The sequence below is a fragment of the Cellulomonas sp. B6 genome, from assembly GCF_001462455.1.
Classification (GTDB): domain Bacteria; phylum Actinomycetota; class Actinomycetes; order Actinomycetales; family Cellulomonadaceae; genus Cellulomonas.
Window position 1 is genome coordinate 1 of sequence record NZ_LNTD01000034.1, and the last position, 15,403, is coordinate 15,403.

Annotated in this window: 11 protein-coding genes; 8 read left to right on the forward strand and 3 right to left on the reverse strand. The window is 75.3% G+C overall.

Annotation, left to right across the window (positions count from 1 at the left end; genetic code table 11):
* The 8 genes from ATM99_RS02140 to ATM99_RS02175 form a co-directional block, all read left to right on the forward strand.
* A partial coding sequence (locus ATM99_RS02140) for an NUDIX hydrolase (protein ID WP_062101308.1) occupies positions 1-505 on the forward strand: 505 nt, incomplete at its 5' end.
* The gene (locus tag ATM99_RS19160) at positions 502-2,643 is read left to right on the forward strand and encodes a DUF6049 family protein (protein WP_062101309.1); all 2,142 of its coding nucleotides are present in this window, start codon (positions 502-504) and stop codon (positions 2,641-2,643) included. The genes ATM99_RS02140 and ATM99_RS19160, both read left to right, overlap by 4 nt.
* Positions 2,640-4,328: a murein biosynthesis integral membrane protein MurJ gene (murJ, locus tag ATM99_RS02150; protein WP_062101310.1), complete on the forward strand. Its 1,689-nt coding sequence runs from the start codon at positions 2,640-2,642 to the stop codon at positions 4,326-4,328. Before ATM99_RS19160 ends, murJ begins: the two co-directional genes overlap by 4 nt.
* Positions 4,329-4,401: 73 nt before the next feature.
* Positions 4,402-6,207, forward strand: coding sequence for a protein kinase family protein (locus ATM99_RS02155; protein WP_062101311.1), 1,806 nt, complete (start codon positions 4,402-4,404; stop codon positions 6,205-6,207).
* Positions 6,208-6,357: 150 nt separating this feature from the next.
* Positions 6,358-7,371, forward strand: coding sequence for a thioredoxin-disulfide reductase (gene trxB / locus ATM99_RS02160; protein ID WP_062101312.1), 1,014 nt, complete (start codon positions 6,358-6,360; stop codon positions 7,369-7,371).
* On the forward strand, positions 7,368-7,706 hold the full coding sequence (gene trxA, locus ATM99_RS02165; protein WP_062101313.1) for a thioredoxin: 339 nt from the start codon (positions 7,368-7,370) through the stop codon (positions 7,704-7,706). Before trxB ends, trxA begins: the two co-directional genes overlap by 4 nt.
* Positions 7,707-7,782: 76 nt before the next feature.
* Entirely contained in the window at positions 7,783-9,126 is a 1,344-nt protein-coding gene (locus ATM99_RS02170) for a PLP-dependent aminotransferase family protein (protein ID WP_062101314.1), read from the forward strand.
* A 16-nt stretch (positions 9,127-9,142) separates the two neighbouring features.
* Complete coding sequence (locus ATM99_RS02175) at positions 9,143-10,096, forward strand: D-alanine--D-alanine ligase (RefSeq protein WP_062101317.1); 954 nt, start codon at positions 9,143-9,145, stop codon at positions 10,094-10,096.
* A gap of 134 nt (positions 10,097-10,230) precedes the next feature.
* On the opposite strand, the gene ATM99_RS02180 is transcribed toward ATM99_RS02175, so the two are convergent.
* The 3 genes from ATM99_RS02180 to rsmG form a co-directional block, all read right to left on the reverse strand.
* Positions 10,231-11,355, reverse strand: coding sequence for a ParB/RepB/Spo0J family partition protein (locus tag ATM99_RS02180; protein WP_062101315.1), 1,125 nt, complete (start codon positions 11,353-11,355; stop codon positions 10,231-10,233).
* Positions 11,352-12,314, reverse strand: a complete 963-nt coding sequence (locus tag ATM99_RS02185; protein WP_062101318.1) for a ParA family protein — start codon at positions 12,312-12,314, stop codon at positions 11,352-11,354. Before ATM99_RS02185 ends, ATM99_RS02180 begins: the two co-directional genes overlap by 4 nt.
* Before the next feature lie 1,495 nt (positions 12,315-13,809).
* On the reverse strand, positions 13,810-14,487 hold the full coding sequence (gene rsmG, locus ATM99_RS02190) for a 16S rRNA (guanine(527)-N(7))-methyltransferase RsmG (RefSeq protein ID WP_062101316.1): 678 nt from the start codon (positions 14,485-14,487) through the stop codon (positions 13,810-13,812).
* Between the last annotated feature and the right edge of the window lie 916 nt (positions 14,488-15,403).

A 15,403-nucleotide genomic window follows, 5' to 3' on the forward strand; every position in this document is an offset into this window, starting at 1 on the left:
GCCCGGTGGCCACGCGCTGCGGATCGACCCGGCCCGGACGGCGCCCCGGCAGCCCCCCGCGACGCTGCCGGTCGTCGACGAGACGTCGGCGGGCGGGCTCGTCGTCACGCGGCTCGGTGAGCACTACGCCGCCGCCGTGATCGCGCGCCGCAACCGCGCCGGCCGGCTCGAGTGGTGCCTGCCCAAGGGTCACCTCGAGGGCGACGAGACGCCCGAGGAGGCGGCGGTCCGCGAGATCGCCGAGGAGACGGGGATCACCGGACGCGTGCTGCGGCGCCTCGGGGTCATCGACTACTGGTTCTCGGGCGACGAGCACCGCGTGCACAAGGTCGTGCACCACTTCCTGCTCGGCGCGCTGCACGGCGACCTGACCGTGGAGAACGACCCCGACAGCGAGGCCGAGGACGTCGAGTGGGTGCGCGTCGTCGACCTGCCCGGCCGGCTCGCCTACCCGAACGAGCGGCGGCTCGCCGGCATGGCGCTGAGCGTCCTCACCGACGGATGAGCGCAGCCCGTCGAGCCGCCCCCACGCTGCTCGCCGCCCTGCTGGTGCTGCTCACGCTCGTGTCACCGGCCGCGGCGGGCGTCTCGCCGTCACCGAGCGGAACCGCGACCCCGAGCGGCGCCGCGACCCCGGACGCCGGTGACGACCCCGTCCGCGTCCAGGTCACGCAGATCACCCCCACGGTGCTGCGGCCCGGCGACGACCTCGTGGTGCGGGCACGGCTGACCAACACCACCGACGAGGAGATCTCGGGCGTCCGTGCCCGCGTGCGCCTCGAGCGGATCCGCCCCGGCACACGCGCCGAGCTCGACGCCTGGCTCGAACCCGCCACCACGGACACCCGCGCCCGCATCGGCACGACCGTGGCGACGGTCGCGCTCGACGAGCCCCTCGCACCGGGCGCGTCCGCGGACGTCGAGGCGCAGGTCGCCGCCGCGGACGTCGGGCTGCTGGACCGCCCCGACACGTGGGGCGCGCGCGGCCTCGCCGTCGAGGCGACCGGCGCACGCAACGCGCGCCTCGGCCTGCAGCGCACGTTCGCGCTGTGGGCGACCGAGGGCGACGTCACGCAGGCACGCGTGTCGGTCCTCGCCCCCGTGGTCGGACCGGCCCCGACGCCCACCGACTCCGACGTGTCCCCGCCCGGTCCGGAGCTCGGCGAGCTCGTCCGCACCGGCGGGCGCCTCGCCGCCGTGCTCGACCTCGCACGGCGCCACCCCGACGTCGCGCTCGCGGTCGACCCGGCCCTGGTGGCCGACGCCCGCGAGGAGGACGGGCCCGCCGGCGCGTGGGCGGAGGCCCTCGTCGCCGCGAGCGTCGGACGCGACGTCGTCGCGCTGCCCTGGTCCGACCCGGACCTCGCGGCGCTCGCGCACGCCGACGCGCAGGACCTGCTGACCACCGCGCGGACCACGGCGGCGGCCGCGGCCGCGTCCGACGTCGCCGCCGGCAGCCCGTTCGCCGCACGGACCGACGTGCTGTGGGCGCCCGGGCCGACCACCGACCGGGCCACGGTCGACCTCGCGGCCGCGGTCGGCGCGTCGACGCTCGTCCTGTCGCCCCGGGACCTCGCGACCGACAGCGACGCGACCGGCGCGCGCACCGTCCTGCAGACCGACGGCGGCACGGTCACGGGCCTCGTGCCCGACGCGACCCTCACGACGCTGCTGACGGACCCGACGTCCCTCGACCCCGCGGCGACCCGGGCCACCGTGGTCCAGCGCGTGCTGGCCGAGCTGTCCGTGCTGGCCCGGGCGTCCACCGACGGGCCCCAGCACGTGCTGGTGGCGCTGCCGCGGGACGCGACCCCCGACGTGGGGCTGCTCGACGCCGTGCTGGCCGCGGTGCAGGGCGCGCCATGGTCCCGCTCCGCACCCCTCACCGCGCTGCTCGGCGCGACGGACGACGCGCAGCCGCGCGCACCGCTGCCCGCGCGGACCGAGACGCCCGACGCGCTCGAGCCCGAGCAGGTCGAGCGGCTCACCGACGCGCGCGACGCGACCGTGGCGTTCGCGGGCGTGACCGACGACCCCGCGACGGTCCTGCAGGGCGTGGACGCCGAGGTCCTCGCCCCGCTGGCCACGGCCTGGCGGTCCGACCCCGCGGGGCGCCAGCGGCTCGTGGACGCCGCGGTGGCCGACATGGACGCCCGCCGGACGGGGCTGACCCTCGCGCCCGCGAGCACCCAGAACTTCATCGACGTCGACAGCGTGGTGCGGTTCTCGGTCCGCAACGACCTCCCCGTGTCGGCGTCGGTCCGCGTGCAGGCCACCCCCCGCAAGGCGTGCCTCGACGTGCAGCCGAGCGACGTCGTCGTTGTCCACGCGGGGAGCGACGGGGTCGTGCCCGTCGCGGTGCGCGCCATCGCCAACTGCGAGGTCGTCGTCGAGGCGGTGCTCACCAGCGCCGACGGCACACCGCTCGCCGCACCCGTGACGTTCGTCGTGCGGGCCGCGCCGACCGTCGAGTCGATCGGCACGCTCGTCGTCGGGGCGCTGCTCGCCGTCGGGTTCGTGCTCGGCGTCGTGCGGACCGTCCGGCGCGGCCAGAGCGCACGCCGAGGGGCGCGGCGCGTCGAGGGCGACGAGGGCACCCGCCCGCTGCCCGTGCTCGGCGGCGCACCCGAGGAGGAGCAGTGACGGCGACCCCCCCGCCGCGCGACCCCGCGACGCCCGGCGACCCGGGCGACGTCCCCGACGAGTCCCCCGGGGGCGGCCTCCGGCGCGGGGCGGCGCTGATGGCGAGCGGGACCGCCGTGTCCCGGCTGCTGGGGTTCCTGCGGGCCATGGTCCTCGCGGCTGCGATCGGCGCGACGGGTCAGGCGGCCGACGCGTTCTCGGTCGCCAACAAGCTGCCGAACGTGCTGTACATGCTGCTCGCGGGCGGCGTCCTCAACGCGGTGCTCGTGCCGCAGGTCGTGCGCGCCTACAAGCGCGACGCGGGGCAGGAGTACGTCGACCGCCTGCTGTCGTTCGGGTTCGCGCTGCTGGCGGGCGTGTCGGTGCTCCTCACGCTCGCCGCGCCGCTGCTGGTGCGGCTCTACGCGGACCCGTGCAGCACCACGCAGCTCGCGCTCGCGACGACCTTCGCCTACTGGTGCATCCCCCAGCTGTTCTTCTACGGGGTCTACGCCCTGCTGGGCCAGGTGCTCAACGCGCGCGGCTCGTTCGGGCCGTACATGTGGGCGCCGGTCGTGAACAACCTCGTGTCGATCGCCGGGTTCGGGGTCTTCATGGCGGTGTTCGGCGGGGCGTCGGCCGACGTCACCTGGGGCACGCCGCAGATCGCGCTGTTCGCCGGGTCGGCGACCCTCGGCGTCGTCGCGCAGGCGCTGGTGCTCGTGCCGGCCCTGCGCCGCGCGGGCGTCGGCTACCGGTGGCGCTGGGGGCTGCGGGGCTCGGGCCTCGGCCGTGCCGGCAAGGTCGCGACCTGGACGTTCATCGGCCTGGCCATCGGCCAGCTCGGCTACGTCGTGGTCTCGCGCGTCGCGTCGGCGGCGCCCGGCGCGACCTGCGTCGCGACGTCCGACATCGCCGGCAACGCGGCCTACGACTACGCCTTCATGCTGTTCATGCTGCCGCACTCGCTGGTCACGGTGTCGCTCGCGACGGCCCTGTTCACGCGGCTGTCGGCGCGCGCGCACGACGGCGACGTCGCGGGCGTGCGCGCGGACCTCTCGACGGGCCTGCGGGTCGTCGGGCTGTTCACCCTGATCGCGGGTGCCGGGCTGACGGTCCTCGCGCGGCCCGTCGTGCGGCTCATCCTCGTCTCGTCCTCGGAGGCGGCCGTGAGCGCCGTCGCAGGCGTCGTCGTCGCGATGGCCGTCGGGCTGCCGGCGTTCGGCGCGTGGTCGATGTGCCAGCGCGTGTACTACGCGTACGAGGACGCCAAGGGCATGGTGCCCGTGCAGGCCGCGATGGCGGTCGTCGTCGTCGCCGGGACGCTGCTCGGGCAGGCCGTGCTCCCCCACAGCGTGTGGGTGGCCGGCGCGGGCCTGTCGATGAGCGCGTCGTACCTGCTCGGGACGCTCATGGCGATGCGGGCACTGCGCCGACGTCTCGGCGGTGACGTGGACGGCGCCCACGTGCTGCGCACGCACGCACGCGCGGGTCTCGCGGCGCTCGCCGCGGCCGCTGTCGGCGTGGGCACGCTGCTGGTCGTCCAGGTGGTCGGCCCCGCGGGGCTCGTCGGCGCGGTGCTGCAGTGCGGGGTCGTCGGCACGCTCATGGTGCTCGTGTACGTGGGCGGTCTGCGGCTGCTGCGCGTGCGCGAGCTCGACCAGCTCGCGGGGCCGCTGGTGCGCCGCCTGCGGGGGCGGCGCTGAGCGCAGGCCGTCTAGCATGCTCACGGGACGTGCCGCCGCGCGTCCTGCCGACGTACGTCTCGGAGGTGGCACGGTGACGGAGCAGGTCGGACCGGGCACGGTGCTCGCCGGGCGGTACCGGGTGGTCGAGCCGCTCCCGTCCGACCTCGAGGACGTCTCGGTGTGGCAGGCCACCGACCAGATCCTCGACCGGCCCGTGCGGGTGCGGGTGCTGCGCTCCGGCGCCGTCGCCCCGGCCCTCGACGCCGCGCGGCGCGCGGCGCTCGTGACCGACGCGCGTCTCGTCCGGGTGCTCGACGTCGGCACGCACGAGGGCGTCGGGTACGTCGTGTCCGAGCAGATCACCGGCGTGTCGCTCGCGCAGCTGGTCGAGCGGGGCCCGCTGACGCCCGACCAGGCGCGTGCGGTCGTCGGCGAGGCGGCCGCCGCGCTCGAGGTCGCGCGGCGTCGCGGCGTGCACCACCTCGCGCTGCGTCCCTCCGTCGTGCACGTCTCGGCCGACGGGCGGGTCGTGGTCTCGGGCCTCGCGATCGACGCGGCCCTGCTGGGCCTGACGCCCGCGGACGCGCGCGAGACGAGCCGCCGCGACGCCGTCGACCTCGTGCGGCTGCTCTACACGGGCCTGACCGGCCGGTGGCCCGCGGACGACGACGGCCCCACCGCCCCCGGTGTGCAGGCCGCACCCGTGCTCGACGGCGCGCCCGTGCCCCCCGCCGAGCTGGCCGGGGGCGTCCCCAACGACCTCGACACCCTGTGCTCGGTGACGCTCGGCCCGCACGAGGACGGCCCGCACAGCCCGGGCGACCTCGTGCACGAGCTCGAGCCGTGGGGCGAGATCCGCATCGGCAGCACCGCGGACGACGCGGGTGCCGGCCCGGGCGGCGCCGTCGCAGCCGCGGCCGCCGACGTCGACGCGGCACCCGCCCCGGAGCAGCCCGTGCGCGTCGCGCGGCAGTCCGTGCGCTCGGCCTTCGACGACCTGCCGCAGGGCACGCCGCGGCCCGGCACCCCACCGCCGGCCGTGCCGGCGCGCTCGAGCGCCATCCCCCCGGCACGCACCGAACGGGCCGCCCCCGCGCCGGCGTCGGACGCCACCCCGGTGCTGCCCGCGTCGCTGCCGCCCGTGCGGCACGAGCCCGACCCGCGCCCCGGTGGCTGGGACGCGGACCTGGGCTTCACGGAGGACCCGTTCGCCTTCGTGGAGGAGGACGACGAGCCGCGTCGTCGCTTCGACCCCACGGCGCTCGTGCTCGTCGTCGTCGGCGTCGCGGTGCTCGTCGGCCTGGTCGTCGCGGCGCGCGCGCTGTTCGTGTCGCCGGGCGGGACGCAGGCCGGCACCGGCACGCAGACCGAGGCCACGCCCACGCCCGGCGGCGAGACGCCCGCCACGGGCGAGGACGGCGGCGACGGCCAGGGCGAGGAGCCCGCCGCGGCGGAGCCGCAGGACGGCCCGCCGCCCGCGATCGCCGGCATCCGCACGCTCGACCCGACCAACCCCGAGGGTGAGCGCGTCGAGAACACCGAGCGCGCGATCGACGGCGATCCGTCGACGTTCTGGTTCTCCTACACGTACAACCGCCCCGACTTCGGCGGTCTGAAGGAGGGCATCGGCATCGAGGTCCGCCTCGCCGAGGAGACGACCGTGAGCGGCGTGACCCTCGGCGTGAACGGCACCGGCGGCGGCGTCGAGGTCCGGTCGACGACGGGTGACGCCCCGACGCAGGGCGACGTCCTCGCGTCCGGGACGCTCGGGCCCACCACCGACCTGACGTTCGCCGCGCCGGTCCGCACGGGCTCGCTCGTGCTGTGGTTCACGGAGCTGCCCACCAACGCGGCCGGCCAGTTCCGGCTCGAGATCACCGAGATCGCCGTCAGCTGACGCGCCGCCGCTCACGGGTCCCGCCCGCGGCGGACGCACCGGACGACGGGAACAAGCGCGCCCTACGATCGGTTGCACGAGCCGCCACCAGGGCCGCCCAGCGGCCCCGTCGCACCGCCCGCGACGCCGACCCACACAGCGAGGCACCCCGTGACCGAAACCGCCCAGCCCACCTCCGACGTGCGCGACCTCGTCATCGTGGGGTCCGGCCCGGCCGGGTACACGGCCGCGATCTACGCGGCCCGCGCGGGTCTCGCGCCCGTGGTCGTCGCCGGCTCCGTCACGGCGGGCGGCGCCCTGATGAACACGACCGAGGTCGAGAACTTCCCCGGCTTCCCCGACGGGATCCAGGGCCCCGAGCTCATGGACTCGATGCAGAAGCAGGCCGAGAAGTTCGGTGCCGAGGTGCTGTGGGACGACGCGACGTCGCTCGACCTCACCGGCGACGTCAAGGTCGTCACGACCGGCAGCGGCGACGTGTTCCGCGCGCGCGCCGTCATCCTCGCGACCGGCTCCGCGTACCGCGAGCTGGGCCTGCCCGACGAGAAGCGGCTCTCCGGGCGGGGCGTGTCGTGGTGCGCGACGTGCGACGGGTTCTTCTTCCGCGACCAGGACATCCTGGTCGTCGGCGGCGGGGACTCCGCGGTCGAGGAGGCGACGTTCCTCACGCGTTTCGGCAAGAGCGTGACGATGGTGCACCGCCGCGACGAGCTGCGGGCGTCGAAGATCATGGCCGACCGCGCGTTCGCCGACCCGAAGATCTCGTTCGCGTGGAACTCCGAGGTCGCCGCGATCCACGGCGACGAGAAGGTCACCGGCGTGACGCTGCGCGACACCGTGACCGGCGAGGAGCGCGAGGTCGGCGCCGGCGGCCTGTTCGTCGCGATCGGCCACGTGCCGCGCACGGACCTGCTGCTCGGCCAGGTCGAGCTCGACGAGAACGGCTACGTGCAGGTCGAGGGGCGCTCCACGCGCACCAACCTCACCGGCGTGTTCGCGTGCGGCGACGTCGTCGACCACACGTACCGCCAGGCCATCACGGCCGCGGGCTCGGGCTGCGCCGCCGCGCTCGACGCGCAGCACTACCTCGCGGGCCTCACGCCCGTCGCGGACCCGATGGTGCCGGGCTCGGCGCTCGTGCCCGAGGACGAGGTCGCGCGGTGAGCACGACCGACGTCACCGACCTCACCTTCGAGCAGGAGGTGCTGCGCAGCGACCTGCCCGTGGTCGTCGACTTCTGGGCGACCTGGTGCGGCCCGTGCCGCATGGTGTCCCCGGTGCTCGACGAGCTGTCGGAGGAGTACGCGGGCCGCGTCAAGGTCGTCAAGGTCGACACCGACGCGAACCCCGGGCTGCGCGAGGACTACAGGATCCAGTCGATCCCGTACATCGCGTTCTTCGCGGGCGGCGAGCTCAGCCACGCCGTGATCGGCGCCAAGCCGAAGGCCTCGCTCAAGCAGTCCTTCGAGGAGCTGCTCGAGGCTGCCTCCGGGGCCTGACCGCCGCCGCCGGGGGCCCGGGTCGCCGGCTGGACGGGTGCCCGGGACCTCCGGGCCGGCGTGCCACACTCGGTCGATGACCACCGTGCCCCAGCCCGACCGCAGGACGTCGGGCCACCCCACGTCCGCGGCCGCCGCCGGCACCCGTCTCGACCCCTGGCTCGGCTCCTACGCCGAGCGCACGGGCGGCATGCGGGCCTCCGAGATCCGCGCGCTGTTCTCCGTCGCCAACCGGCCCGAGGTCGTCTCGCTCGCCGGCGGCATGCCCTACCTCGCGCGGCTGCCGCTCGACCAGCTCAGCGACATCGCGGCGCGCGTCGTGGCCGAGCGCGGGCTCGTCGCGCTGCAGTACGGCTCGGGCCAGGGCGACGAGACGCTGCGCGAGCAGATCCTCGAGGTCATGCGCCTGCAGGCCATCGAGGCGCACCCCGACGACGTGGTCGTCACGACCGGCTCGCAGCAGGCGCTCGACCTCGTGACCCGGGTGTTCGTCGACCCGGGCGACGTCGTGGTCGCGGAGGCGCCGTCGTACGTCGGCGCCCTCGGGGTGTTCCGCGCCTACCAGGCCGACGTCGTGCACGTGCCGATCGACGAGCACGGCCTGGTGCCCGCGGCGCTCGACGAGACGCTCACGGCGCTCGCCGCCGCCGGTCGGCGCGTCAAGCTGCTGTACACCGTGCCGAACTTCCACAACCCCGCCGGGGTGTCGATGGCCACCGAGCGGCGCCCCCAGGTGCTCGAGATCGCGCGCCGGCACGGCGTGCTGGTCGTCGAGGACGACCCGTACGGCCTGCTCGGCTTCGAGGGCGAGCCGCGCCCGGCGCTGCGCTCCCTCGACGACGAGGGCGTGCTGTACCTCGGCTCGTTCTCCAAGACGTTCGCGCCCGGGTACCGGGTCGGCTGGGTGGTCGCGCCGCACGCCGTGCGCGAGAAGCTCGTGCTCGCCAGCGAGTCCGCGATCCTGTCCCCGTCGAACGCGTCGCAGCTCACCGTCTCGACGTACCTGGCGACGTGCGACTGGCGCTCCCAGATCAAGGACTACCGCGAGATGTACCGCGAACGGCGCGACACGATGGTCGGCGCCATGGCCGACCTCATGCCGAGCGCGTCGTGGACCGTGCCCGAGGGCGGCTTCTACACGTGGGTGCGGCTGCCCGAGGGCCTGGACGCGCGCGAGATGCTGCCGCGGGCCGTCACGGCGCTCGTCGCGTACGTGCCGGGCACGGCGTTCTTCTTCGACGGACGCGGCGCCGACCACATGCGGCTGTCGTTCTGCTACCCGACGCCCGAGCGCATCCGCGAGGGCGTGCGTCGGCTCGCGGGCGTCGTCACCGCCGAGCGTGACCTCGTCGAGCTGTTCGGCTCCTCCGGCGCCGTCCCGCGGGACTCCGTGCAGGCGCCCGGTCCGGACCTCGTCTGACGTGGGCGCCATCGAGATGCCCGAGGTACGTCCCGCCCCGACCGTGGCCGTGCTGGCGGGGGGCCTGTCGCACGAGCGCGACGTGTCGCTGCGCTCCGGTCGTCGCGTCGCCGAGGCGCTGCGCGGCACGGGCCTGCAGGTCAGCGTGCACGACGTCGACCCGGACCTGGTGCCGGCGCTGCGCCAGCTGCGGCCCGACGTCGTGTGGCCCCTGCTGCACGGCGCGAGCGGCGAGGACGGGTCCGTCCGCGACGTCGTGCAGATGCTCGGCCTGCGCGTGCTGGGCTCCGACGCCCGCGCGAGCCGGGTCGCGTGGAGCAAGCCCGTCGCCAAGACCGTCCTGGCGCGCGCCGGCGTCGCGACGCCGGAGTACGTGACGCTCCCCCAGTCGCTGTTCCGCGACCTCGGGGCCGCGCAGGTGCTCGACGTCCTGGTGGCGCGTCTGGGGCTGCCGCTGGTCGTCAAGCCGTCGCGTGGGGGGTCCGCGCTCGGCGTCACGCTCGTGACGACGCGGGACGCGCTGCCCGCGGCGATGGTGGAGTGCTTCTCGTACACCGACACCGCACTCGTGGAGCGCGCGGTGCTCGGGACCGAGGTCGCGGTGAGCGTCGTCGACACCGGGGCCGGACCCGTGGCCCTGCCCGCGGTCGAGGTCGTCACCGACGGTCCGTACGACTACGACGCGCGCTACAACCCCGGCCGCACCGAGTACTTCGCACCGGCCCGGCTCGGCCCGGACGTCGCGGCGGCGGTCGCGGACGTCGCGGTCCGCGCGCACACGGCCCTCGGCCTCCGGGACGTGTCGCGCACCGACCTCCTGGTCGACGACGCCGGCGTGCCGTGGTTCCTCGAGGTGAACGTCGCCCCCGGCATGACCGAGACGTCGCTGCTGCCGCAGGCCGCCGAGGCCGCCGGGCACGACCTCGGCGTGCTCTACCGGTCGCTCGTGGACGCCGTCGTGGCGCGCTGACCTGCGGTTTCACCGATGTGTACGAAGGCCCTCAGGCCCTCTGTACGTGAGGTCGCCAGCCCGTTCCGGGCCGGCGGGGCGGCCACGGGCAGGTGCAGGAGCCGTCGCGTGTCGTGAGGAGCCGTCAGGAGCCGTCAGGAGCGCAGGATGCCCGGGTCGTCCGGCGCCAGGGCGTTGAGGATCCGGTTGAGGTCCTGCACCGACGCGAACTCGACCGTGAGCTTGCCCCGGGACTTGCCCAGATCGACCTTCACGCGGGTCTCGAACCGGTCCGACAGACGTGCGGCGAGCTCGTCGAGCGCCTCGTTGCGCACGCCGGCGCGCGGGCGCGGGCGCCGGGTCGGAGCGGCCTCGTCGCCACCGAGCGCGACGATCTCCTCGACCGCGCGCACCGACAGCCCCTCCGCGACGATCCGCTGCGCGAGCCGCTCGATCGCGGCGCCGTCCCCGAGCCCCAGGAGCGCCCGGGCGTGCCCCGCGGACAGCACGCCGGCGGCCACGCGACGCTGCACGAGGGGCGGCAGGCGCAGCAGGCGCAGCGTGTTCGAGATCTGCGGACGCGAGCGATGGATGCGGGTCGCGAGCTCCTCGTGCGTGCACCCGAAGTCGTCCAGCAGCTGCTGGTACGCCGCGGCCTCCTCGAGCGGGTTGAGCTGTGCCCGGTGCAGGTTCTCGAGGAGCGCGTCGCGAAGCAGGTCGCCGTCCTCGGTCTCGCGGACGATCGCCGGGATCGTCGTCAGGCCGGCCTCCTGGGTCGCGCGCCAGCGCCGCTCCCCCATGATCAGCTCGTAGCCGTCACCGACGTCACGCACCACGACGGGCTGCAGGACGCCGATCTCCTGGATCGACCCCACCAGCTCGGCGAGCGCGTCCTCGTCGAAGACGACGCGTGGCTGACGCGGGTTCGGCCGGATCGAGGCCACCGGCAGCTCCGCGAAACGCGCGCCCGGCACCGGCACGAGGCCGTCGACGTCCCCGACCGGGACGTCGCCCGGCGCGGACGTCGGGGACGCGTCGCCCTGGGCGGCCGACCCCTCGCTGGGCGGGACGGCCCCGGCGGCGTCCGCACCGCTGACGGCGTCCTCACCTGCAGCGACGCGCGCCGCGGACGGATCCTCCGGGGCCGCCTGCGGGACGTCCTTGCGGGAGTCCGGGAAGAACACGTCGACCGGTCGGTCGCCCGTGCTCCGCGGCGTGTCGAGGCCCGTCGGGATCAGGGCCCCCAGTCCACGGCCGAGGCCGCGACGCTTCTCGCTCACTGGTCCTCCTGTACGGGCGCGGCCGCGACGGCCTCGCCATCGGAACGTGCGGTGGCCTGAGCGGCGCGCTCGGCGAGCTCGCGTGCCGCCTCGAGGTACGCCAGGGCGCCCGAGGAGCTGCCGTCGTACGTCATGACGGTCTGCCCGTAGCTCGGCGCCTCCGAGATGCGGACCGAGCGCGGCACGGTCGTCCTGAGCGTCTGGTCCGGGAAGTGCGTCCGCACCTCCTGCGCGACCTGCTGGGCCAGGTTCGTGCGGGCGTCGTACATGGTCAGCAGGATCGTCGACACCGCCAGGCGCGGGTTCAGGTGGGCCTGGATCAGGTCGATCGTCTTGAGCAGCTGCGACAGCCCCTCGAGCGCGTAGTACTCGCACTGGATCGGGATGAGCACCTCGCGCGCGACGACGAACGCGTTCACGGTGAGGAGGCCGAGGCTCGGGGGGCAGTCGACGAACACGTAGTCGATCGGCTCGTGCCCGTTCGCGGTGCGCCACGTGAGGTACGTGTCGAGCGCCGTCCGCAGGCGGGTCTCCCGTGCCACCATCGAGACGAGCTCGATCTCCGCGCCCGACAGGTCGATCGTCGCCGGCAGGCACCACAGCCCCGGGACGTCCGGGCTCTCCTGCACCGCCTCGTGCATCGGGGCACCGTCGACCAGCACCTCGTAGATGGACGGTGTGCCCGCGCGGTGCTCGATGCCGAGCGCCGTCGAGGCGTTGCCCTGCGGGTCGTTGTCGAGGACCAGGACCTGCAGCCCTGCCTGGGCCAGCGCGGCGGCCAGGTTCACGGTCGTCGTGGTCTTGCCGACGCCACCCTTCTGGTTCGCCACCGTGATGACTCGCGTGCGCGGGGGTCGCGGGAACTTGCGACCCCGCAGCTCGATGCGACGCCGGGCGTCGAGCTGCAGCTCCGCGAGCAGGGGGGTGTCGGCCGAGGGGCGGGGAAGGCTGTCGACCAGCGCCGCGCGACGGGCGTCGTCCGGGTCGCCCGATGCGGCATCGGTGACCCCCGGGGCTTCCTGGGTGCCGCGCCGGGGGTCCTGCTGGTCGTCCACGGGTCCTCTTTCGTCGTCGCCCGCCGCGGTGGCGGTGCTCGTGCTGGTCAGGGCGGTGTCGGCGAGCGTCTCGCGCACCTTCTCCAGCGCGCGCGGCTCGGTGGGGCGGTCGTGCCCGGGAGCGTCGACCGCGCGCCGAGCGGCGTGCGCACGGTCGTCGGTCGCCGGGGCGTCGACGTGCGCAGGCTCCGGTACCGAGTCCTGGGACCGATCCGACGCCACGGCGCCGTGCGAGGACGCATCCTCCGGCGCTCCAGTGTCCCACGCGTAGACGGCCCCGAGCTGGGCCACGGAGACGGGCTGTGGACGTCCCGCGCGTCGGGGTCGGTCGTCTGTGATGGCGGCGGTGTCCGTGCCGGACGGCGTCACCGCGCCGACCGGGGAGTTCAAGGCGTCTCGTGTTTCACGTGGAACGGCGGGGTCGAGGACGACGGTCTCGGTTTCACGTGGAACGGACGACTCGTCCTCACCGAGCTCCGTCCCCGCCGGAGCCGTCAGAACCGGGTCGAGACCGTGCGCCGACTCGGCGCCGGCCGACGCCACGCGACCGTCAGGCCCGGCGTCGCCGAGACTCCCCGCGGCCCGTCCTGCCTTGCCCACGACGTCGCCGCGGGCGCCTGCTCGGAGCGCGACCTCCTGGGGCGCAGGGTCGTCGCTCGCGATCCCCTGGTCGCCGGCATCGTCGTTCGCGAGCCTCTCGTCACCGGAGTCCTCGCTCGCGAGCCCCTCGTCACCGGAGTCCTCGCTCGCGAGCCCCTCGTCACCGGAGTCCTCGCGTGCGAGCTCCTGCTGAATAGAGCCGCCGGGCGCGACGTCCTCGTGCGCGAGCTCCTGCTGCACGTGGTCGTCACGCGAGGCGCGGTCGTCGCTGGCGACGTCACCCACGCCGCCGTCGCCGCGCTCGGGCGCCGCGCCGAGCCCGAAAGCCGTGCCGGGTACGCCTGTCGTGGCGCGCGTGATGCCCTGGTCCAGCGCGGACGGCGCGGACGTCCGTGTCTCGTCCGACGGCGACGTGTCGACGGTCGACGCCCACCGCACCGCCTGCGCGGTCCACCGCGGCGTCCCCTCGCCGCGTACCGCGGCGTCTGTCGGCACCACCGCCTCACCGGAGTCACGCTCCCCCCCGCGGTCGCCGTCGACGAGCCCGCCCGTCGGGGCCCAGGTCGCGGATGCTCCCGAGACCCCTCCCCCCGCAGGCAGGCCGGCCGCGGGGTCGGTCGGACTCTCAGCCGTCGCTCCCTGCCGGTCCACCCCGGCCGCCGGTGTGGTCACGGGGGGCCACGGCGCCGACGGCGTGGACGCGGGGGCGTCGGGAGCCGCGGCGGGAGTGACCGGGGTGACGTGCGTGGCGTCGGCGGCCGCCCGGGCGGCCGCGGCCCGCTCCTCGCGGCGCTTCTTCCTACCGAACACCGCGCACCCTCCTCACAGCCGTCACGACACGTGTCGGCTCCGTCCCCGGGATGGTCACCGTCTCGTGGACCTTTCCGTCGACCAGGCCGACGGCGCGCATCGCCTTCGCGGCGACGATCAGCTCCTCGTCGGCGCGCGCGCCCTTCATCGCGACGACGCTGCCCCCGTCACGGACGAGCGGTGCGGTCCAGCGGTAGAGCTTGTCGAGAGCAGCGACCGCGCGAGCCGTGACGGCATCGGCCTCGACCGCGCCGTCCAACTCCTGGGCACGGGCACGCCTGACCTCGACGTTGGTGAGCCCCGTCGCCTGCACGACGTCGTTCAACCAGCTGACCCGCCGCTCCATGGGCTCCACCAGCATCACCTGCGCGTGGGGTCGCATCGCGGCGACCACGACGCCGGGCAGCCCGGCCCCCGAGCCGACGTCGACGATCAGTCCGGTCTCGGGGAGGAACCTCACGGCGGCGGCCGAGTTCAGCAGGTGCCTCTCCCACAGCCGGGTGAGCTCACGCGGGCCGATCAGGCCACGCAGCTCGCCCTCCTGGACCAGGAGGTCGTGGAAGGCGAGAACCGCTGGCCATGCCTGGTCGAAGTAGTCGGCGAGCCGGGGGTCGCCGTCCCACGGGTCGGTCTCGGTCGAGGCGAGATCTGGTGACTCGTCGTGCACCCGGCGGCTCCTGTTCCACGTGAAACGAGCAGAGGACTCGACCGTGGCACGGTCCGTTCGTCGCGGACCTACGCTACCCCGCGCCTCCTCCGACCGAGCCGGGCCGCGCGGGCCGAGCAGGAGCGAGTCCCGGGGCTCGGTGGACTTCGCCGCGCGGGACGGGCGACGAACGAGGAGCGCCGTAGCTGTCGACTGCACACCGGGCCGGCCTCGCCGCGCGGAGGCCCGGAGGCCCGGAGGGAAGGCTTGCCCGTCGGCGACGCCGCACCTGCACGGGTGAGGACGGCCCGCGTGCCGGTCACGCCCGCAGGTTCTCTGCGGGCGTGAGCAGGACGGTCGTCGCCGAGCATCGGCTCACCGACATGCCCCTGCCCGGACTCCCCGTGCTCGGCGCGCCGCGCCGGGTCGGCGGTGGGACGCGCGGGGACGCTATGTGGTGGCCAACCGCAGGCACCGGCCCCACCTGGCGCCGCACCTCACCGGTACGCGTTGCGCCACTCCTCGCTCCTCTTCCCGCCGAGCGCCCCCACGCCCTCTCCGCCGCGGACACCGCGCGGGCTGCTCCGCCGGTTGCTGCACGAGCGGCAGGCCAACGCACCGTGGACGTCTCTCACGCCGTGTCTGAAAGCCGCCCGACCCGCTCGATGCCCGGCGACCGTGCTCACTCGAGGCCCACGGACACCACGCCGGGGCGTGAGCACCGGAGTACGCGCGCTGTCGGAACAACCGCGCGCGCGACGGCCCCGAGGAGACGTGCCGCACACGTCACGCGGAGCACGACCTCGGCGACCCACCCGGAGCGTCGACCCGCCACTCCGCGTCCCACTTCGCCGCCCTCACCGAGCACCCGCCTCGGCCCGGCGACGGCTGCTGGTCCGCATCCACGCCGAGGGATCGGGAGGCCGAGAGCGCGGCG